Source organism: Streptomyces silaceus, assembly GCF_001419745.1.
GTDB lineage: Bacteria > Actinomycetota > Actinomycetes > Streptomycetales > Streptomycetaceae > Streptomyces > Streptomyces silaceus.
On sequence record NZ_LIRJ01000298.1, the window covers coordinates 1 to 21393 of the forward strand.

Genomic DNA, 21393 nt, shown 5'->3' on the forward strand with positions numbered 1-21393 from the left:
CCCGCGGGCGTCGGCAAGACGGCGCTCGTGGCGCACTGGGCGCACCGCAACCGCGACCAGTTCCCCGGTGGTCTCCTGTACACCGATCTGCGCGGGTTCGGTGACACAGGTGAGCCGGCCCTGCTCGACGTGCTGCGCGAGTTCCTGCTGGCCCTGGGCGTCCCGCCGCGCCGGATACCGGAGTCGGAGCGCGCCGCCTCCGCGCTCTTCCGGTCCCTGTGCGCGGACCGCCGGCTCCTCGTCGTACTCGACAACGCACGCGCCTCCGAGCAGGTCAGGGAGCTGCTGCCGGGCGGCGCCGGCTGCGTCACCGTCGTCACCAGCCGCTACCGGCTGCGCGGGCTCATCGCCTCCGACGCCGCCCGGCCCGTCCCCGTCGACGTCCTCGAACCGGACGACAGCACGGCGCTGCTCGCCGCGGTGCTCGGCCAGGAGCGGGTGCTCGCGGAGGAGGTGGCCGCCCGGCGCCTCGCCGAGCTGTGCGGCGGGCTGCCGCTCGCGCTGCGGGTGGCGGCCGCCCGGCTCGCCGACCAGCCGGGCTGGCCCCTGAGCGCGATGTGCGACGAACTGTCCGACGAGTCACGGCGACTGAGCCTCCTGGACGTGGAGGACACGGGCGTACGGGCCGCGCTGCGGCTGACCGTGCGCCGGCTGCCCGAGAGCGCGGCGCACCACTTCGCCCACCTCGGGCGGCACCCGGGCACGCATGTGGACCGCTTCACGGTGGCGGCGCTCGCCGACTCGGACCCCGTCGCGGCCGAGGCGGCGCTCGACACGCTCACCGCGGCCCACCTCGTCGTACGGACCGGCCCCGACCGCTGGACGCTCCACGATCTCGTGCGGCTGTACGCGCGCGGTCTGGACGCCGGGCCCGACGCCGTCCTGCGGGTGCTCGACCACTGCGTGGCCACCGCGCTGGCCGCCGCGGACGCGGCCGAACCGGGCGACGAGTCCTGCTTCACGCTGCCGGCGGACTTCCGCGCGCCGCGCGCCCTGCGCGCGTTCGACGGCCGCGAGGAGGCCATGGAGTGGTACGCCGCCGAACGCGACGACCTGGCCCTCGCGGCGGCGGCCGCGCACGCCGCCGGTCTGCACGGCAGGACGTGGCGGATCGTCCTGGCGCTGTGGCCGCAGATCGTGTGGCGGGTCCGGGACGGCTGGACTCCCCTGCTGCGTACGGCACTTGGGGCGGCGCGGGCCGACGGCGACGTGCGCGCCGAGGCGCGGGTCCTCGCCCTGCTCGGCTGGGTCCTCACGGAGGAGGGCCGGACCGCCGAGGCGCTGGAGCACCTGGAGGCCGCGCCCGTGCTCGCCGCCCGCTCCGGTGACACGCGCGGCGAGGCGACCGCGCTGATCAATCTCTCGCTGGCGCAGGCCGAGCTCGGCAGCCCCGAGGAGGCGGCCGAGGGGTGCGCGCTCGCGGCGGAGCTGGCGCACAGCGTCCGCGACCGGCACACGGAACGCCTGGCGCTCTACCACCTGGCCCGGCACCGCCTCGACGCCCGGGAATGGCGGTCGGCCTTCGAGACGGCCGTCGCGGCACTGGAGCTGGACGGCCGCTCGGCCGCCTCGGCGGCGACCCGGGTGCTGCTGCGCATCGTGACCGGGGAGGCGCTGCTGGGGATGGGCGACGAGACCGAGGGCATCCGCCGGCTGCAGGGCGCGGCGCTGGAGGCGGAGTCGTGCGGTTTCGACGACGGCGCGGTGCGGGCCCTCGGGGCGCTGCTGCGGGTGTCGGCGGACGCGGGGCTGCAGGCCCGGTACGACACGGCCCTGGCGCGGCTGACGGCCCGGTCGTGAGCCGCGCGGGTCAGGCCGCGGGCCCGTTCCCGTCCCGGCCGGCGTGCTCGGTGAGCTGCTCATTGACCTCACGGGCCTGCTCGGCGAGCTCGCGGGCCCGTGCCTCGGCCCGGTCCGCGCGGGCGTTGATGCGGGCGATGTCCTCCTCGATGACCTTCAGGGCCAGCTCGGTCGCGGCGCCCGCGGCCTCCGGGGAGAGGTCGTCGGAGAGGCCTTCGAGGGCGCTCTTGACGGCCGGGATCCCGCCGCGTTCGTGGGTCTCTTTCCAGAACTCGTAGTCCATCGCGCCATCTTGTCGGATCGGCCGCCTCCGGCGCGAGGCGGGGCGACCGCGGCCACCCGCAAGGGGGCCGGCGGCGGTCTCCGCCGGCCAGGCGCCGGACGCGCGGCGGCGCCGCTAGGAGGCGGGGCCTGCGGGCGCGCCCACCCGGGTCGGCGTGCTGAAGTCCAGCACGTCCTCCGCCGTCTGCTTGATCTCCTCGGCGGTCTCGCGGGCCGTGGCGACGACATCGCCCTGCTCCTGGACGAGGGTGTGGTAGATCGGCGCCTGGGTGGCGTCATTGGCCGGCATGACCTGCGGCTCCTTGTTCGGTGACTGCGTGACTCGGGTCGGCCGTGTGTGGCCGACCCGCGACCTTACGCGAAGTCGGTGCCCCTGTGGCACCCGATTCCGATCATGGGACGGCCGCTTGTGACGACCTTCACACACGGTCGGGGACCTCAGGAGCAGCGGATGTCCTCCTCGGGCCGCTCTCCCGTAGCCAGGTAGCGGGAGACCGTCCGGTCGCCGCACGCGTTTCCGTTGGCGAGGTAGGCGTCGTGACCGGTGGAGTCGACGGTCACCATCGTGGCGCGCCGTCCGAGGGCCTCGCGCATCTTCAGGGCGCCGCTGAGCGGGGTGTTGGGATCACGCTCGTTCTGGACAAGGAGGATGTTCGAGGGGCCGCGGTCGGTGATGCGCACCGGGGGCTCCTTCGGCACGGTCGGCCAGGCGGCGCACGGCATCGCGTTCCGGGGCATCCCCGCGGTCAGCGGGTGGGCGGCGCGACTGCGGGCGACGCCCTCGCGATAGGCGGCCGTCGATGTGGGCCATGCCACGTCGTTGCAGAGGGTCGCGGTGCCGACCGCGATGGTGTTCTGGAGCGCGGCGTCGGGCGGCGACGGCGGCGCGGGCGGCACCGTGCCCTGCTCGGCGGCCAGGATCAGCCGGGCCAGGCCCGGGAAGCGGTCGGGGTCGGCCATGGCGGAGAGCATGGTCTGCCGCAGGACGTCGCCGTTGAGCTCCTCGGGGTTGGCGCCGGGCCAGGGGATCGGTGCGCGGTCCAGGCGGGCGGCGAGGCGGAGGAAGAGCGGGCGGACCTCGGCCGCCGTGCGGGCCAGGCGGTCCGGGTTGCCGGGTGCCGAGGCCCATGCGGCGAACGCGGGGAAGGTGTCCTCCACTCCCCGCTCGTGCGCGGCGAGCCAGCCTCGGCCGACGCGGGTGTGGTCGGGGTCGTCGTTGCTGTCGAGGACGATGCGGTCGGTGCGCTGGGGGAAGAGCCGGCTGTAGACGGCTCCGACGTACGTACCGTACGAGACCGCCCATGCGGAGATCTTCCGCTCCCCGAGCGCGGCCCGGATGCGGTCGATGTCACGGGCGTTGTTGGCGGTGCTGATGCTGCGGATGAGGTCGCCGCCGTTGCGGGCGCAGGCCTGTGAGATCCGGCGGGCGGTGGCCATGTTCCCGGTGACGGACCCGTCGGGGGCGGGCCAGGGGCGCAGCGCGGTGACGGCGAGGTCGGCGTGGCCGAGGCCGCAGGAGACCGGGGTGGAGCGGGCGAGGCCGCGGGGTTCGAAACCGATCAGGTCGTGGGTGTCCCGCACCCGCTGGGGCAGCTTCCGGCCCTTGCCGGAGGGATCGCCGAGGCTGGATCCGCCGGGTCCGCCGGCGATCAGCAGCAGCGCGCCGCGGCGGGCCTCGGGCCGTTCGGCGGGGATGCGGGAGACGGCGATCGTGATCTTCTTGCCGTTGGGGTCGTCGTAGTCCATCGGTACGTCGAGGGTGGCGCACCGCTGGCGAGGGTCGAGCCCGGTGCCCGCGCAGGTCGTCCAGTCGAGGGCGGGGGGTGTGGAGGCGGTTCTCGGCGTCGACGCGGACGCCGGTCCGGCGAGCGGCGCGGCCAGGCTCGCGCCGCCGAGGGCGGCGCAGGCGGCGAGCAGGGCGGTGGCGCGTGTGATCGTCGTCTTCGTTCTCGTGTGTGCCATGCGCAAGAGCCTCATGCTCCGGCACCGTCCCTCACATCGTCCCGACCGGCCCGTGTGGGTGGGGATTGTCCCGGACGCATCACCTAGGGGACGCCGCCGCGTGGGGGGGGTGCGGACCACCGGCGGCAGAGAGACGCAGGTCACATCCGCCCATGTCACAGGGGGTCGGGCCATCTCGTCTCGGGGGTGCAGGCACGAACGACGACCAAGGAGCACACCATGGACGCGCGACTGGACTACTTCGCCGACCCGGCCGCCGGCAGGCCCCTCAAGCACTTCATGTCGACGGGCCGGGCGCTCAAGGAATCGGCGCTGCCCGCCGCCACGCAGGAGCTGGTGGCGATGCGCGTGAGCCAGATCAACGGCTGCGCCGCCTGCCTCGACGTGCACACCAAGGACGCCGCGGCGGCGGGCGAGACCTCGGTGCGGCTCCATCTGGTCGCGGTCTGGCGGGAGGCCACGGTCTTCACGGAGGCCGAGCGGGCGGCGCTGGCGCTCGCGGAGGAGGGCACCCGGCTCGCGGACGCGGCCGACGGGGTCAGCGACGAGGTGTGGGCACGGGCCGCCGAGCACTACGACCAGGAGCAGCTGACCGCGCTGGTGATGCTGGTCGCGTTCATGAACGCGACGAACCGGTTGAACATCATCACGCGGCAGCCGGGCGGCGCCTACGTACCCGGTCGGTTCCACTGAGCCGGACGGCATCATGGGACCACGGCCTCGCGATCATGGGGCCATGGCTCCGCGATCTTGAGGCCGCGGCTTCGGATCTCGGCTCGGGGAAAGGGATTTCGGCGTGAGCAAGGTCGACGAGTTCGAGGAGCTGCGTCCGCTGCTGTTCTCCATCGCGTACCGCGTTCTGGGCAGCGTGGGCGAGGCCGAGGACGCGGTGCAGGAGACGTGGCTGCGGTTCGCGGACTCGGCGACCACGCCCACGTCGACCAAGGCGTTCCTGTCGGCGGCGGTGACGCGGATCTCGATCGACGTGCTGCGGTCCGCCCGGGTGCGGCGGGAGAAGTACGTGGGGCCGTGGTTCCCCGAGCCGCTGCTGGACGACCCGTACCAGGATCCGGCGCGGGCGGTGGAGCTGGCCGACTCGGTGTCGGTGGCGTCGCTGGTCCTCCTGGAGCGGCTCAGCCCGCTGGAGCGGGCGGTGTTCGTGCTGCGGGAGGTGTTCGCCTTCGGGTTCGACGACGTGGCCGCCGCGGTGGGGCGTTCCGAGGCGGCGTGCCGGCAGCTGCTGGTGCGGGCGCGGCGGCACATGGCGGACGGGCGCCCGCGCTTCGCGGCGGACGGCGCGGAGCGGCAGGAGCTGGCGACGCGGTTCTTCGACGCGCTGCGGGACGGCGACGTGGGCGGGCTGCGGGATCTGCTGGCCGCCGACGTGCGGTTGGTCGGGGACGGCGGCGGCAAGGCGCCGCAGCTGGCGCGGGCCGTCGTGGGCGCACGGAGCGCGGCCCGGCTGCTGGGCACGGTGTTCCCCCTGATGCTGCGGATCGACGTGACGTTCGAACGGCACGACATCAACGGCCAGCCCGGCGCGGTCTTCCGCGCGCCGGACGGCACGGTCCTGCACACGATGGTGCTCGACGTGCGCGAAGGACGGATCCAGACGATCCGCACGGTGCTCAACCCCGACAAGCTCGGCCACCTCGGCCCGGTTGCCGACGCCTGGGCCGTGCACCGACAGGTGCAGGCGGCGCGGCGCGCGGCCGGGTGAGCCTGCCGGGCCGCGGCGTCGGACCGCCGCGTAAATCCCTCACGCGATCGGCGGACCGCTGCTACGGTCACCGGCATGAAGCGCGCCGCGATGAAGACGACGACGCCGGAGAGTGTCCCGGCGCGCTGACCGATGTTCGAGTCCGAAGCCCCGGGGCGAGTGCCCCGGGGCTTCGGCCTGTGCGGTCACTCACCCTCCGTACGTGAGGAGACCACCACCATGCGACAGCAGGAGATCCAGCCGAGCACCCCGCACGACCACCGCAGGCTCGGCCGTGAACTCGGCCTGTTCGGCACCGATCCGCTGATCGGCGCGGGCCTGCCGTACTGGCTGCCGGACGGCGCCGACGTGCGGCAGGCCCTGGAGGAGTACATCCGCGCCGCGGAGCGCGCGGCGGGCTACCGGCACGTGTACTCGCCGGTGCTCGGCAAACGGGAGCTGTACGAGATCTCCGGGCACTGGTCGCACTACAGCGACGACATGTTCCCGCCGATGGACCTGGGCGGCGAGCAGGTCGTGCTGCGGCCCAGCCTGTGCCCGCACCACGCGGTCATCTACCGCTCCCGCTCGCACAGTTACCGCGAGCTGCCGCTGCGCATGGCGGAGCTGGGCGGCATGTACCGGGCCGAACTCTCGGGCGTGCTGGGCGGGTTGAACCGCGTGCGGGCCATCCATCTCAACGACGCGCACATCTTCTGCACCCTGGACCAGGTCGCCGACGAGGCGCGGGCCGCCCTGGAGATGATCCGCCGGGCGTACGACGCGCTCGGCATCCGCGCGGCCCGCTACCGGCTCTCCCTGCCCGGCCCCGGCGGCAAGTACGTCACCGATCCCGACAAGTGGCGCCGGTCCACCGCGCTGCTCACCGAGGTGCTCGACGGGTCGGGTCTGGCGTACGAGTCGGCCGAGGGCGAGGCGGCGTTCTACGGCCCCAAGATCGACGTCCAGGTCGTCGACGGCGCGGGACGCGAGTCGACCCTCTCCACCGTCCAGGTCGACTTCCACCAGCCGGAGCGGTTCGATCTGCACTACATCGGCGCGGACGGCGCGAAGCACCGCCCCGTCATGGTCCACCGCAGCATCATCGGCAGCGTGGAGCGGGCCGTCGCCCATCTCGTCGAGGAGCACGGCGGGGCCTTCCCGGCCTGGCTCGCCCCCGACCAGGTGGTGATCCTGCCGGTCTCCGAGGCCCAACTGCCCGGTGCTGAGCGCCTGTTGCGGCGCTGCGCCGAGCTCGGCCTGCGGGCCGAGCTCGCCGGTCCCGAGCACGGCAGCCTGGGTGCCCGCATCAGGGCCGCCCGCCTCGTGCCCTATCAGGCGGTCGTCGGCGCCAGGGAGGACGCCGACGGCCTGGTCGCGCTGCGGCTGCGCGACGGGCGGCGCCTCGATCCGCTGCCCGCCGACGAGGCCCTGTCCCGCGTCCGTGCCCTGATCGCGGCGCACCGCACCGAGCTGTGGGACGACGGGCGGGAGGTGTAACGGGCGGGGCGCAACGCCTCACCGGCGCCACAGGACCGAGTTCGTGCCGCTGCCGCGCACCGGGGCGCTGGTCCTGCTCGGTCCCCGGCGCGTCGTGGACGTACCCCTGTTCCGGCAGCAGTGGAAGCTCGACGCGCCGGCGCCGGCCGCCCTGGCGGAGGCGGTGAAGGACGCGGCGGCGCAGGCGCTGGACCGGTGACGGGAGCGGGCCCGAAAGGGCGCGTCAAAGGTCGCGCCCGACCTCCATTGATTGTCATGCTCGCCTCATACGTGCACCGGTCGCGAGATGCCACTCGGCCCCCGGAAACAAGACGTGGACCCCCTTCCACTCCGGTCCGCGCGCGGGATACCCCTGGAGCGACAAGAGCCCCTCCACCCCGTGCAGGAAGCGAGTCACCTCGTGAAAGACGCCCCCACCGTCCGCCCCGAAGAGACCGGCTGGTCCGTGGACGAACGCTGCACGAACTGCGACGTCGCCCGGCAGCTCGCGCCCGATCTGATCACCGAGGCCGACGGCCGTTCCGAGATACTCCGCCAACCGCGCGACGCCGCGGAGGAACGCCTCCTGTACGCCGCCGCGTTCGCCTGCCCCACGCGCTCCATCCGGCCCGCCTCGGGACGCCTCGACGCGAAGCGGGACCTGTATCCCCTGGCCCTCGACGACGCCGTCCTGTTCTGCGGGCACAACTCCCGCCGGACGGCGGGCGCCAACTCCTATCTGCTGCGGCGCCCTTCGGGGAACCTGATGATGGTCGACACCCCGCGCTGGAGCGAGGCCCTGGCCACGCGGTACGAGACGATCGGGCCGGTCACCGACGTGCTGCTCACGCACCGGGACCACGCCGCGCACGGCCGGCAGTACGCCGACCGGTTCAAGGCCCGCTTATGGATCCACGAGGGCGACCTGGACTCCTCGCCCGACGCCGACTGCGTGCTCCGCGGCACCGGGAGCGTGGAGATCGCCGAGGGCGTGGTCGCCCATCCGCTGCCCGGCCACACCCTGGGCAGCGTGCTGTACGTCGCCGACGAGCGGTACTGCTTCAGCGGCGACAGCTTCTACTGGTCCCGCGCGAGCGGCGACATCGAGGTGGCCGAGAGCGTCACCTGGTACTCCATCGAGGAACTCGCGGCCTCGCTGGCCCGCACCGCCGAACGGCTCCGCTTCGAATGGCTGCTGCCCGGCCACGGCGACCGCAGGCAGTTGCCCGCCGCCGAGATGGCCGACCGCATGCGGGCACTGACCGCCCGCACCCGGTCGCTGCGTCCCCGGCCCATCGACTTCACGGCCGTGCGCTGGTGACGCAGGCCGGTGCCTCGCGCGGCCGACCCCATCCGGCCGGCCGCGCGAGGCCGTTCAGGAGCCCGCGGGGCGGCGGGCGGCGGCCCGCTGGGCGCGGCGCGACGTCCGGCCCTCGGAGCCGGCGGCGGGCGCCGCGGCCGGGGCGGCGTCCGGGACGATGCCCAGCTCCTCGCTCAGGTCGGCCACGAACGAACGCACCGTCGGGTACTCGACGAACGCCGACGAGCGCACCGAGTGGGCGAGTTCGTCGCTGAGCTTGGCGATGACCTCGATGAGGATCAGCGAGTCGAGACCCATGTCGAAGAGGTTGGTGTCGACGTCCACGGTCTGCGGATCCGGGGCACCGAGCACCGCGGCGATCTCCTGCCGGATGAACGCCGTGAGCAGGGTGACCTTCTCCGTGTCCGTCGCACCGTCGAAGCGGTCCCGCAGCGTGGTGCCCGTGGCCGGATCGGCGGGCGCGGCCGTGCCGTGCGGCTCGATCCAGTGCCGCTTGCGGTCGAAGGGATAGCTGGGCAGCGGCACGCGCCGCACGCTCTCGCCCTCGTGGTACGCCGACCAGTCGACCTCCTCCCCCGCCGTCCACAGCCGGCCGAGGACGTCCAGGAGGAAGGCCGCGCCGGCCGTTTCCTCGGTCCGCGGCAGCAGCGCGATCGTCGGGCGTCCGGTCGCTGCGGCGTGCTGGGCGCCGCCGCGCTCCAGCAGGCGCAGCGCCGCATCCGGCAGGTCCGTGCGGTCGGCGGCGACGACCGGCGTCCGCACGCCCCAGCCGCTCAGGGTGCGCAGCGTGGCGTACTGGACGGCGAAGGACGTCAACACGCCGTCGGCACGCAGGAGTTCGGAGGCACCGCCCGGGGTGCCGAGCTCGGCGGCGCAGGCGTCGAAGTGCTCGCGGAACGCCGGGACCTCCTCGTACAGCGCCGTGGCGTGCGCGGCTCCGGCGGCCGAGGCGTCGACGGGGAGGAGGTCGAGGACCGGCTTCTCGGCGGTGGGGTCGCCCTTCAGGAGGCGGGCCTCGTCGCCGAGGGCCAGGGCGAGCGCCGCGTCGCGCGTGCCGGAGGCGACGAGCGCGCGCCGGTAGGTGTGGACGCGCCGCCCCACCGCGAGGGTGTGGGCGACCGCCGCCAGGTCGAGGTCGCGTTCCTTGCGCAGATGACGCGCGAGGTCGGCGGTCGCCGTGTCGAGCGCCTCGGGGGTGCGGGCGGAGAGCACGAGGAGCCGGGGCCCCGCGGCCCCGTCGGCGGGCGCGGGGGCGGGCGGCTCCTCGACGATCACGTGGGCGTTCGTGCCGCCGATGCCGAAGGAGCTGACGCCGGCGCGGCGCGGGGTCGTGCCCGCGGGCCACTCCTTGGTCTCGGTGGAGACGTAGAACGGTCCCGCGGCGAAGTCGACCTCGGGGTTCGGCGCGTCGAAGTAGAGGCTCGGCACCAGGGTGCGGTGGCGCAGCATGAGGACCGTCTTGATCAGGCCCGCCATGCCCGCGGCCGTGTCCAGGTGGCCCACGTTGGTCTTGACCGAGCCGATCGCGCAGGACTCGGCGGCGAGGCGGTCGCCGTCGCGGCCGAACGCCTGGTTCAGGGCCGCGATCTCGATGGGGTCGCCGAGCGGGGTCGCGGTGCCGTGCGCCTCGACGTACGAGATGGTCCCGGGCGCGCAGTCGGCGATCTGCTGCGCCTCCGCGATGACGGCGGCCTGGCCCTGCACGCTGGGGGCCGTGTAACCGGTCTTGTCCGAACCGTCGTTGTTCACCGCGGTGCCCTTGATGACGGCGTGGACGGTGTCGCCGTCGGCCAGCGCGTCGCTGAGGCGCTTGAGGGCGACGACGCCGACGCCGTTGCCGATCACGGTGCCCTGCGCCTTCGCGTCGAAGGCCCGGCAGTGGCCGTCGGGCGAGAAGATCATGCCCTCGTGGTGGAGGTAGCCCTCCCACTGGTCGGCCTGGATGTGCGCGGCGCCCGCCAGAGCCATGGTGCAGTCGCCCGAGAGCAGGCTGAGGCACGCCAGGTGCACGGCCACCAGGGAGGTGGAGCAGGCGGTGTTGGTGCTGATGCTCGGGCCCTGGAGGTTCAGCTTGTACGAGGTGCGGGTGGCCGCGAAGTCCTTGTCGTTGGTGATCATCATGCGGTAGCGGTCCACGGACGACGCGGTGCGGTAGCGCTCGCCGAGGTTGTGCAGCAGATAGGTGTTCATGCCGACGCCGGCGAAGACGCCGATCTGCTGCTCGCCGCGCTGCGGGTCGTACCCCGCGCCCTCCAGCGCCTCGAAGGCGCACTCCAGGAGCTGGCGGTGCTGCGGGTCGATCAGCTCGGCCTCGTCCTGGGTGATGCCGAAGAACGCCGCGTCGAACGTGTCGGCGCCCTCGACGATCTGACCGGCCTTCACATAGCGCTCGTCGGCGATGAGCTGCTCACTGACACCGGCGGCGCGCAACTGCTCGTCGGAGAAGTACGTGAGGGTCTCGCGGCCCTCGCTCAGCACGCGCCAGAACGCGGCCGGGTCGTTCGCGCCGGGGAAGCGGCAGGCGAGGCCGACGATCGCGATGTCCGCGTCCCTGACCTCGGCGTCGCCCCCGGCCTGCTCGTGTCCGCCGTCCTGCTGTATTCGCTGGTCGTTCATGGTCTCTCCTCAACCCACCTTGATACCGAGGTCAGCCGCCACGTCGCGCATGTCCAGGAACGTCTCCGCGATGAACCTGGCTCCGTCGTCGGTGGTGTCCATCTGCTTGAACAGCTCCACCAGCGCCGCCCGGTGCTCCTCGCGGTCGCCCTCGCCCGCCGCGATCTCCAGGACCACCCGCTTGAGGCGCTCCTCGACCTCGGGCAGGTTCAGGGAGCGCGGGAACTTGATGCTGAACGTGGAGCGGTCGTAGTCCTTGTTGCGGCGCACCGCCCGCGTGTAGCTCGACGCGTTGAGCTTGTAGAACATGCAGTCCCAGTTCTTGAACGAGTAGTAGTTCAGGAGCGGGAACAGCGTGCAGTGCGTCTCCATCGGCGAAGAGGCGTAGAGGCCCTTCTCCTTGAGTTCCGCGACCATGCGGTCGGGGTCGTAGTCGTGCCGCATCGCGATGAACGGAAAGACGATCTTGGGGAGTTCGTCGTCCTCGGCGAAGAGGATCTCCTCGATCTCGCCGTTGAACAGCTCGCTCGCCAGCTCGGGCCCGAAGGACTTGTAGAAGCCCCGGACGACCTCGCGGACGTTCGACTCCATGGTGAGGATCTGCTGCGGGTCGGCGCACAGCGCGATGTAGGGGATCCGCTCGCGGAACGCGTGCAGGATGGCCCGGATCACGAAGAAGGTGCGGCAGGAGACGCAGGGCAGTTTCTCGTCGAGATACTGGCCGGGCTTCTTGTCGCGGGGCCGGTTGAAGACGTCCCGCATCATCTTCTTGATGTTGTCGTCGTCCGCGTCGACGATGAACGTCGCGGGCAGCTTCTCCTGCGCGAGCTTGATGTTCTGCGCCGCGTGCGTGCTCTCGAAGGGCACGTCGAAGGTGTACGCGAGCGTGCGCTTGCCGTATTCGTTGACGAACTTGTCCAGCATGTACGTGCTGTCCTTGCCGCCGCTGTACATGAAGAGGCAGTCGAACTCGCCGCGCGGGTTCGGCCCGGCCGCCTGGAATTCGGCGAACACCTCGTTCGTGTACTTGTAGTTGACGATCAGATCGCCGGCGAAATCCAGGTTGCACAAATTGCAGACCTGCTGGTCGTCCAGGACGATCCCCGGATGCCCGTCCTTGAGCGAGCAGATCTTGCAGCGAACGATGGTGTCTTCCACGATGCCTCCTTGGAAAGGGTGTCGGCTGCCCGGTCGGCGGCGGGCTCAGCGCTGGGTGCCGGAGCGTCGGCGGCGCGCGCCGAGCAGGGACCGGCCCCTGCCCGCGGGCGGCCGCTCACGCGGTGGCGGGGTGCCCGCCGCACCGTCGGCGAGGTGACGGGCCATCGTCCTGACGGTCGGGTGACGGAACATGTCGAGGCGGCTGAGCGTGGGCCGCAGCTCCGCCCTCAGGCGCGCGACCACCTGGGTCAGCCGCAGTGAATCGCCGCCCGCGTCGAAGAAGTTGACGTCCGCGCCGACCGATTCCAGGCCGAGCGCGGCACACCAGATCCCGGCGATCTGCCGTTCCAGGTCGCTCTCGGGGACCGCGGCGGAGCCGGGCCCGGTCCCGGCGGACGCGTCGGGGGCCGGCAGGGCCTTGCGGTCCAGCTTGCCGTTCGGCGTCAGGGGCAGGTCCGGGAGGGCGACGACGGCGCCGGGGACCATGTACGCGGGCAGCCGCGCCCCCACGTGCTCGCGCAGCGCGGCGGCCGGGGGCGGCGCGTCGCCCGTGCCCACGACGTACGCCACCAGCCGGGCCCCGCCCGTCCCGTCCTCGCGCACGATCACCGCGGCGCCCGTGACGGCGGGGTGGTCGCGCAGCACCGTCTCCACCTCGCCGAGCTCGATGCGGTGGCCGTGCAGCTTGATCTGGTTGTCGACGCGGCGCAGATACTCCAGGCGGCCGTCGGGCCGGTGGCGCACCAGGTCACCGGTGCGGTAGACGCGGCCGGGGGCGAAGGGGTCGTCGAGGAACCTGTCCGCGGTGAGTGCGGGCCGCCGGTGGTAGCCGTCGGCCACGCCGTCGCCGCCGATGTACAGCTCGCCGGGCACCCCCGGCGGCACGGGCCGCAGCCGCTCGTCGAGGACGTACATACGGGTATTGGCCAGCGGACGGCCGATCGTGACGGGCTGCCCGGCCGTGACCCGGTCGACGGAGGACCAGATGGTGGTCTCGGTCGGCCCGTACATGTTCCAGACCCGGCCCGCCCGGCGCACGAGGCCCTCGGCCAGGTCGCCGGGCAGGGCCTCGCCACCGCACAGGACGGTCAGCCCGGCGTCGCCCTCCCAGCCGGCCTCGATCAGCATGCGCCAGGTGACCGGGGTCGCCTGCATGACGGTGGGCCCGCACTTCTCGACCAGCTCGCGCAGCTCGAACCCGTCGGCCGCCGTGCGGGCCGGCGCGATGCGCACCTGCCCGCCGGTCACCAGCGGCAGATACAGTTCGAGACCCGCGATGTCGAAGCAGGCCGTGGTGACGGCGAGCAGGCTGTCCGCGCGGCCGAAGCCGGGCTCCTCGGCCATGGAGCACAGGAAGTTGGTCAGGGCCCGGTGGCCTACGCGGACGCCCTTGGGCAGTCCCGTCGAGCCCGAGGTGTAGATGACGTACGCGGGGTCCTTGGCGGACGCCCGGTCCTCGAAGGGCTCCTCGGTCCCGGCGGGCTCGTCGTCCGTGGCATCGAGCTCGACCGCGCGGGCCGGGCAGTCCGGCGGCAGCGCGGGGGTCAGGGCGGACTCGGTGAGGACCAGGAGCGCGCCGGAGTCGTCGAGCATGTGCCGGATCCGCTCGGGCGGGTAGACCGGGTCCAGCGGTACGTACGCGGCGCCCGTCTTCAGGACCGCGAGCAGCCCGGTGAGCAGGTCCGCCGACCGGTCGAGGAACACCCCGACCAGGGTGCCGGGGCCCGCACCGAGCCGGGCGAGCCGGTGCGCGAGCCGGTCGGAGCGCCGGTCCAGCTCGCCGTACGTCACCACCTCGTCGCCGAACAGCACGGCGGGCGCGTCGGGTTGGCGGCCGCTCCACTGCCGGAACAGCTGGTGCGCGCAACGGTCCCTCGGATAGTCGGCCGCCGTGTCGTTCCATCCGTCGAGGACCTGACGGCTCTCGGCCGGGGTCAGCAGCGGGAGCAGGCCCGCGTCCTCGTCGGGGCGCTCGGCGGTCGCACGCAGGAACTCACCGAAGCGACGGGCCAGTTGCCGTGCCGCCCCGGCCTCGCGGGGGTCGGCGGGCCGGAAAGTGATGCCCTGGTCGCGCGCGCCGAGACGGACGGTGAGGCCGGGGCCGCCCCCGGCCACGGGCCGGTCGGCCCGGTCGTGGCCGTCGGTGAGGTCCACCGTGACGGGCAGCGCGGTGCCCGCCAGGGCCGAACGCTCGCGCAGCCGGGGGTCCCGCAGCGCGAGCCCGCGCAGCGGGGCGCCGCGTCCCGCGACATCGGCGAGCCGTCCGGCGACCGCGTCCTTGAGGCCGGCCAGCGAGATTCCGGCCGTCATCTCCGGTGCGCGGAAGGGCACTTCGCGCATCAGAGGGCCCGGCACCCCACCCTTGTCCGGCCCTGCGGGGAGCCGCAGCCCCACGTCGAGGCCGCCGCTCCCCTCCCCGGCCATCCGGCCGAGGAACACCAGCAGCGCGGCGAGCAGCCAGGCCGTCCGCTCCGGCCCGTCGAGGGCGAGGATCCGCGCGGGCACCTCGGTGTCCGCGGGACCCGCCGCTTCGTCTGCCTCCGCCGTCCGCCAGGGCAGTTCGAGGGGGGTCTGCTCGGTGAGCCGACGCAGCCAGTACGTCTCGTGGCGGCGCGCGGACCGGGCCGCCTCCACCCAGCGCTCGCCGGCGGCCTCGTCGAGTTCGGTGAAGCGGTCGCCGGGGTGCGGCAGGGGGCCCGTTCCGTCCAGGTCCACGAGGTCGGTGAGCCGTACGTCGACGTCCGCCGTGGCGACGACGACGGTCGCGTCCTCGACGGCGACGACGGTCCCGGCGGGCCGCGTCGAGGGGTGCGGGGTGACCTCGGCGCCGCGCACGGCGAACAGCCGCTCGCCCAGGGCGAGGAGCGCGAGGCCGAACGCGTTGCGGTGCGGGCCGAGCGTGGTGGCCCGCACGAGCGCGTCGAGCTCCGCCGCCGGGCGCCGCCAGGAGAACAGGCCCTCGCGCGGCGGACCGTCGTGCAGGCCGTGATAGGTGCGCAGGCCCAGGTCCTGCGGGGTGCGCGTCTCGGTGCCGGCGGCCAGCTCGTCGACCAGCTCGCCGAAGGAGGCGGCCGCGGCCTCGTAGCAGGTGTGGTTCAGCGTGTACGCGGTGTCGTCGGGGCGGACCGGGACGAGGCGCTGCTTGAGCACGTCGCCGGTGTCCGCCTCGCGCTCCATCACGTGCCAGGTCACGCCGTGCTCGGCGGCGCCCTCCAGGATCGCCCAGCTGGTGGCGTGCAGACCGGCGTGCCGGGGCAGCGGCCCGTCGTGGAAGTTCACGGGCAGCCGCTCGGGCAGCGCGAGGACCTCGTCGGACAGCATCCTCAGGTTGGTGATGCTGAAGAGGTACGCGAACCGCAGCGGACGCAGCCGCTCCGCGAGGCCCCGGCCCGGGTCGACCACGGTGAGGCCGTGCCCGGCGGCCCAGCGGCGCAGGCCCGGATCGGCGGCGACCACGGCGGTCACCGCGTGGCCCCGCGTCAGCAGGTGCTCCCCGCACTCGGCGAGGAGCGGCTCCTCGCCGATCAGGACGGCACTGAAGGGGGTGGTCATCGCTGCTCCTCCTGGTCCTGGAGAACGGTGCTCAGCTGGTGGAGCAGTCGGTCCACCTCGGCGTCGGTCAGGCCGTCGACGATCTGTTCCAGGCCACCGTTCGCCGGCGTTTCGGGGGCGGCGACGGGCGTGGCCGGGGCCTCGGCGACGGCGGCGACAGGCGCGGGAGTCGGCACCGCCACGGGGTCCTCCGGGCCGACGTGCCGGCCCGCGAGGTGGCGGGCGAGGCGCTCGATGGTGATGTGCTCGAACAGGAGGGTCGAGGGAAGCGGGCCGTACTCCCCTTCCAGCTCCTTGGTCAGGCTCAGGACCACGAGCGAGTCGATGCCGTAGTTCTCGAAGGTGGCCCGGGCGTCGAGCAGGTCCTCGGGCATCTCCAGGACGCGGGCGAAGACCGCCTTGACCGTGCTCTCGGCGGCGCGTACGGGGTCGGCGGACCCGGCCGGCGCGGCGACGGGTGCCGTCGCGGCAGCGGGCTCGTCCCCGGCCGTCTCCTCCGGGACCCGTCCGGGCGCGGGCACCGCGGCGGTCACCGGCACCAGCCCGTCGCTCTCGGCGACCAGCACGCACTGGTAGGTGCCGCCGGCGGGCCGGGCGTGTGCCGCGACCCCGCGGAAGCCGTTCTGGGCGAGGACGTCACGCCAGGCGGACTCGCCCAGGAGCGGGGAGTTCGGCAGCCGGTGCTCCGGGTCCTCGAAGAGCCACCAGCCGGTGGCGAGACCGAAGATCAGCGACATCTGGTCGCGCAGCTCGACGCCTTCATTGACCACCAGCACGCCGTTCGAGCAGAGCAGTCGCTTGATGTGCGCGAGCGTGCGGTCGATCCTCGCGGTCGCGTGGAGGACGTTGGTGCCGAGCACCAGGTCGTACCCTCCCGCCTCGAAGCCCTGCTCCTCGGGGTCGCGTTCGATGTCCAGGGCGCGGAACTCGGCGAACGGGTGGTCGGCGCCGAAGCGCCGGCGCCCGTGCCGCACGAATCCGTCGGAGACGTCGGTGTACACGTACGTGACGCGGTCGCCGTGGCCGGCGTCGGACAGCGCGCGCAGCACGCGTGCGCTGGTGCCGCCGGTGCCCGCGCCGACCTCGAGCACACGGATCCGGTCGTCGGGACGGACGCGGAGGCGTTCCGCCACATAGCGCAGGACGGTGTCGGTGACCTGGGCGTTGCACCGGTCGGTGACCGGGTCCCCGGCGTAGACCGCCTCGACCAGTTCGAAGGAGCCGCCGGGGAAGAGCACGTCCATGTGGCCGCGCCGCCCGGCCAGGACGTCGGGCAGGGCGTCGAGGCAGCGCTGGAGCAGGGTGGCCACGGGCGCCGTCTCAGGATGGCGGGCGGTCAGGTCGCGGACTGCCTCCTCGGGTCGGGCGAGGCAGGCGTTCAGGTCCGCGTCCTCGACACGGTCGGTGACGACCAGGGTCCCGTTCGGACGGCCCCGCCCGTCGGCCTCGGCGCGGAGGTGGCCGCCCCGCACCAGGACGTCCACGAGCAGGTCGAGGAGTCGCTCCTGCCCGGCCGCGACGCCGAGCCGGGTGCGCAGGCCGTCACGGGTGTACCGCTCGCCGGGAACGCGCAGCACGTCCCGCGTCCGCAGGACACCGACCAGCAGTTGTCGCGCCAATTGCTCGGTCCGCGCCGACGCGTCGCCGATGTCGTCCCCGGCCCGCTCGGGCGCGTGCCCCTGGCCGACGGCGAGCGCGGCCGGTACGGAACCGTGGTCCGGCTGCTGCCGCAGCACGGTGTGCGGGTCGACGCCGAGCCCCGCCAGGATCGCCGGATCGGCCTTGACCACCAGCGCCTGCGGGAGGTCGCCCGCCAGGATCCGCTCGACGGCGGCCATGCCCTCGTCGGCGCCGATCGGCTGGATGCCGGCGGCGGCGAACCGGCGCAGGACACGCTCACGGTGGGCGTCGCCCGCCGCGTGCCAGTAGCCCCAGTTCACGATCCGGACGGGGTAGGGCACCGTGCGCGCCGCGGACTGCGCCCAGGCGTCGGCGACATGGCAGCCCGCCGCGTATCCGGCCTGACCGTGGTTGCCCTCCAGGGTGACCGCCGAGGAGTAGAGCAGCGCGAAGTCGAGGCGCTCGCCCCGCAGCGCGTGGAACATGCTCCACACGGTGTCCGCCTTGGCGTCCAGGGCACCGCGCAGCTCGGCCTCGCCCAGGTCCCTGATCGGCTTGTCCACGAGCACCATCGCGGAGTGGATCACGCCGTGCAGCGCGCCGAAGCGGCGCTTGGCCTCGTCGACCGCCTGCCGCAGCGCCACCGGGTCGGCGGCGTCGCACGGGACGTACAGCACCTCGGCGCCCAGCTGCTCCAGGGCCGCGATGTCGGCGCGGCGCCGCTCGTCGAGCGCACCGCGCCCGACGAGGACGAGGCGGGCCCGGCACGTGCGGGCCAGATGCCGGGCGGTGTCGCGGCCGAGCACGCCGAGGCCGCCGATGACCAGGTACACGCCGCGGTCGCGCAGGCGCGTCGGGGCGGCGGGCAGTTCCACCCGCTCCAGGGCCCGCACCCGGCGTACGCCACCGCGCAGCGACACCGGACGGACCTTGACCTGGGCCGGCTCGTCCGCCAACTGCCGGACGCCGTCGGTGATGTCGCTGCCACGGACGTCGAGGCAGGCGGCGCTCAGCTGCGGGTACTCCTTGGCCGCGACCTCGCAGAAGCCGATGAGTCCGGCGGCCGCGGGGCGGACCGGGTCGTCCTCGCCGAGCGGCAGGGCGTCGGTGGTGAGCACCTTCAGGCGCAGGGGCCGGTCGAGCGCGCCCGCCCGGTCCAGGCACCGCGTCAGACGGTAGAGCGAGACGACGCCCCGCTCCTGCGCCGCGTGCACGTCCCGCCGGGTGTCCGGCAGGTCGTCCGCGCCGCCGCCCGTGGCGAGGAAGTACACGAGGTCGATCCGCGGGTCACGGGCCAGGAGCTGGTCCGCCTCCCGCTCGTCGAGTCCGCCGGCGCCGATGGTCAGCCGCAGGTGCCGCGCGTCGGGGTGGGCCTTCTCCAGCGTCCGGGTCAGCGGAGTGACGTCCTGCGCGGCGACCGTCAGGACCGTCCGGGGAGCGGGTGCGTCGTCGTGGGCGCGGGTGGGCGGGGCCATCGCCCAGCGGGGCCGGTAGTCGATGCCGGACGCCTGCTTGAGTTCGCGCAGGGCCAGACCGGTGATCCTCACGCAGACCCGGCCCGCGTCGTCGGTGAGGGTCACGTCGTAGCGGTGGGAGCCCAGGTCGCGGATGTGGGACCAGCCGTCGTCGGGCACCGGGGCGTACAGCTCGACCCGGTCCGCCGCGAACGGCAGGAGCGGCCGGGCGGCCGTGTCCGCGCCGTCGGCGAGCAGCAGCGCCAGCGGGTGCAGCGCGGCGTCGAGGGTGCCCGGGTCGAGCGGGCCGGACAGGGCGGCGGCGCGGTGCTCCTCGGGGCGGCTCAGGCGGGCGAGCGCGGTCCGCTCGCCGGTCCAGGCCTGGCGTACGCGCCGGAAGTAGGGGCCGTACGGCAGGCCCCGTCCGCGCAGCGCGGCGTAGAGGTCGTCGTGCGTGGCCGGGCGGGAGCACTCCGCCGTGAGCAGGTCGATCCGCAGGGCCTCGGGGCGTTCCGGGGCCGTGTCGAGCACCTGGCCGAGCGAGTACACCGTGCCGCTGTCGCCGGTGGCGGTCAGCCGGTAGTCGTGGACGGTGCCGTCGTGCCTCCCGGCCTCCCGCACGGGGGCGACCTCCAGGGCGAGTTCGGCGCCGCCGGCCGGCACCTGGACCGGGGCGAGCCAGCGGACGTCCCGGAAGACCCGCGCGGCCCCGTCGCCCAGGGCGCGGGCGACCAGGTCGAGGTGGCCCACGCCGGGCAGCACGGGCCGGCCTCCGACGACGTGGTCGCGCACGACGGGATCGGTGGCGGCGAGGCCGAGTCGGACCTGGCGCCTTCGCGCGTCTGCCGGCACCGTCGGCGGGGTGGCGGGGAGCGAAGTCCCCGCCACGGGGGGCGTGGTACCGGTGAGCGAAGTCCCCGGCGCGGTGGGCACGGTACCGGTGAGCGAAGCCTCCGGCGCGGTCGGCGTGGTGCCGGTGAGCGGCAGCCAGTGCTGGACGCGCTCGAAGGGGTAGCCGGGCAGCGGTACGGTCCGGCACGCGCCCGGCGCCGCCGTGTCCAGCTCCCTCCAGTCGGTGAACGCCCCGGAGACCCACAGCCGGGCGAGCCGGGCCCGGTCGCCCTGGGCGGCCAGGGTCCGCAGGAAACCGGGGCCCGAGCCCTCGGTGAAGACGTCCGCGAGCGCGGTGTGCTGCTCGGCGTTGCCGACGATCGCCCAGGCGCCCGGGTCCCCGTCGGCGAAGGCCGCGAACTTCTCCGCGGCGTCGGCGACATCGGACGCAAGGAACGCCAGCCTCTCGGGCAGCGCCTCCCGTCCGGACCGCAACGTGTGCGCGACGTCGGCGAGTTCGGGGCGCTCGGCACGCAGGTGGGCGGCGAGGTCGGCGGCGTACGCCCGCAGCCGCTCGGGGCCGCGCGCCGACAGCACGAGCAGCTCGGGGCCGCCCGGAGAGGCGGCGCGCCGGTCCGACGGGGCGCGGTACTCCTCCAGGACCACGTGCGCGTTGGTGCCGCCCGCGCCGAACGAGCTGACGCTCGCCCGCCTCGGCAGCTCCACGCGCAGACCGTCCCGCTCCTCCACGGGGCGCGGCCAGTAGGCCAGTTCGCGCTGCACGCGGAACGGCGACCGGGCGAAGTCGATGATCGGGTTGGTCTCCTCGGAGTGCAGCGACGGCACCATTTCGCCGTGGGAGAGCTGCAGTACGGCCTTGGTGACGCCCGCGATGCCCGCGGCGCCCTCCAGGTGGCCGATGTTCGACTTCACCGAGCCGAGCGCGATGCTCCCCGCGGGCCGCCGCACTCCGGCGAAGGCCTGCTCCAGGGCCGTGTGCTCGATGGGGTCTCCGAGCGAGGTGCCGGTGCCGTGCGCCTCGACGTAGCCGATGGTGGCCGGGTCGATGCCCGCCCGTTCCAGGGCCTCCTCGACGAGGGCCTGCTGCGCCTGCGGGTTGGGCACGGTGAAGCCGCCGGTGCGGCCGCCGTGGTTCACGGCCGTCGCCTTGATCACGGCGTGGATGTGGTCGCCGTCGGCGACCGCCTCCGAGAGCCGCTTGAGCAGCACGGCGCCGACGCCCTCGCCGGGTACGTAGCCGTCTCCCCCGGCCCCGAAGGACCGGCAGCGGCCGTCGGTGGAGAGCATCCGCATGCGGCTGAGGTGCGTGTACTTCAACGGGTGCGCGGAGACGTTCACGCCGCCGGCCAGCGCGTAGCGGCACTCGCCGCGCCGGATGCTCTCGCAGGCCTGGTGGAGGGCGACCAGGGACGCCGAGCACGCCGTGTCGACGACCACGCTCGGGCCGCGGAAGTCACCGAAGTACGAGACCTGGTTGGCGATCGCCGAACGGTTGGCGAGGACGGTGTGGTGGCTGCCCTTGGCCGCCTCGTCGGCGTCTTCGCCGGTGTCATGTGGGGCGACTACGCCCAGCTCGCCGCCGACGAGGCGGCCAAGGG

General features: G+C 74.0%; 12 protein-coding genes and 1 pseudogene. 6 read left to right on the forward strand and 7 right to left on the reverse strand.

The window, feature by feature from the left end; translation table 11 throughout:
• Positions 1-1800 (forward strand): annotated as a pseudogene (locus AOK22_RS25995) (AfsR family transcriptional regulator); the annotation flags it as partial.
• Between the two features lie 10 nt (positions 1801-1810).
• Here the strand turns inward: AOK22_RS25995 and AOK22_RS26000 are convergent.
• The 3 genes from AOK22_RS26000 to AOK22_RS26005 all read right to left on the reverse strand — a co-directional run bounded on the left by AOK22_RS26000 (position 1811) and on the right by AOK22_RS26005 (position 4044).
• Complete coding sequence (locus AOK22_RS26000; protein ID WP_055701141.1) at positions 1811-2083, reverse strand: hypothetical protein; 273 nt, start codon at positions 2081-2083, stop codon at positions 1811-1813.
• A 114-nt stretch (positions 2084-2197) separates the two neighbouring features.
• Positions 2198-2371, reverse strand: a complete 174-nt coding sequence (locus AOK22_RS41990) for a hypothetical protein (RefSeq protein WP_167357887.1) — start codon at positions 2369-2371, stop codon at positions 2198-2200.
• 149 nt (positions 2372-2520) lie between these two features.
• Positions 2521-4044 carry an alpha/beta hydrolase gene (locus AOK22_RS26005; RefSeq protein ID WP_055701142.1) on the reverse strand — a complete coding sequence of 508 codons (1524 nt, stop codon included), beginning with the start codon at positions 4042-4044 and terminating at the stop codon, positions 2521-2523.
• A 219-nt stretch (positions 4045-4263) separates the two neighbouring features.
• Between AOK22_RS26005 and AOK22_RS26010 the strand changes: the two genes are divergently transcribed.
• The 5 genes from AOK22_RS26010 (at position 4264) to AOK22_RS26025 (ending at position 8543) form a co-directional block, all read left to right on the forward strand.
• Complete coding sequence (locus AOK22_RS26010) at positions 4264-4737, forward strand: carboxymuconolactone decarboxylase family protein (protein ID WP_055701143.1); 474 nt, start codon at positions 4264-4266, stop codon at positions 4735-4737.
• A gap of 103 nt (positions 4738-4840) precedes the next feature.
• A complete protein-coding gene (locus AOK22_RS26015) occupies positions 4841-5764 on the forward strand; it encodes an RNA polymerase sigma-70 factor (protein WP_055701144.1) in 924 nt (307 codons plus the stop codon).
• A gap of 219 nt (positions 5765-5983) precedes the next feature.
• Positions 5984-7243: a threonine--tRNA ligase gene (gene thrS / locus AOK22_RS26020; RefSeq protein ID WP_055701145.1), complete on the forward strand. Its 1260-nt coding sequence runs from the start codon at positions 5984-5986 to the stop codon at positions 7241-7243.
• A gap of 43 nt (positions 7244-7286) precedes the next feature.
• A complete protein-coding gene (locus AOK22_RS41530; RefSeq protein WP_157872282.1) occupies positions 7287-7442 on the forward strand; it encodes a hypothetical protein in 156 nt (51 codons plus the stop codon).
• Between the two features lie 201 nt (positions 7443-7643).
• Positions 7644-8543, forward strand: coding sequence for a 4Fe-4S domain-containing protein (locus AOK22_RS26025; protein ID WP_055701146.1), 900 nt, complete (start codon positions 7644-7646; stop codon positions 8541-8543).
• 54 nt (positions 8544-8597) lie between these two features.
• Here AOK22_RS26025 and AOK22_RS26030 read toward each other — a convergent pair whose 3' ends face one another.
• The 4 genes from AOK22_RS26030 to AOK22_RS26045 form a co-directional block, all read right to left on the reverse strand.
• The gene (locus AOK22_RS26030; RefSeq protein ID WP_055701147.1) at positions 8598-11159 is read right to left on the reverse strand and encodes a type I polyketide synthase; all 2562 of its coding nucleotides are present in this window, start codon (positions 11157-11159) and stop codon (positions 8598-8600) included.
• A 9-nt stretch (positions 11160-11168) separates the two neighbouring features.
• A complete protein-coding gene (locus AOK22_RS26035) occupies positions 11169-12317 on the reverse strand; it encodes an adenine nucleotide alpha hydrolase family protein (protein ID WP_244164999.1) in 1149 nt (382 codons plus the stop codon).
• Positions 12318-12362: 45 nt separating this feature from the next.
• Positions 12363-15869 carry an amino acid adenylation domain-containing protein gene (locus AOK22_RS26040; RefSeq protein WP_055701148.1) on the reverse strand — a complete coding sequence of 1169 codons (3507 nt, stop codon included), beginning with the start codon at positions 15867-15869 and terminating at the stop codon, positions 12363-12365.
• A partial coding sequence (locus AOK22_RS26045) for an SDR family oxidoreductase (protein ID WP_157872283.1) occupies positions 15866-21393 on the reverse strand: 5528 nt, incomplete at its 5' end. The genes AOK22_RS26045 and AOK22_RS26040, both read right to left, overlap by 4 nt.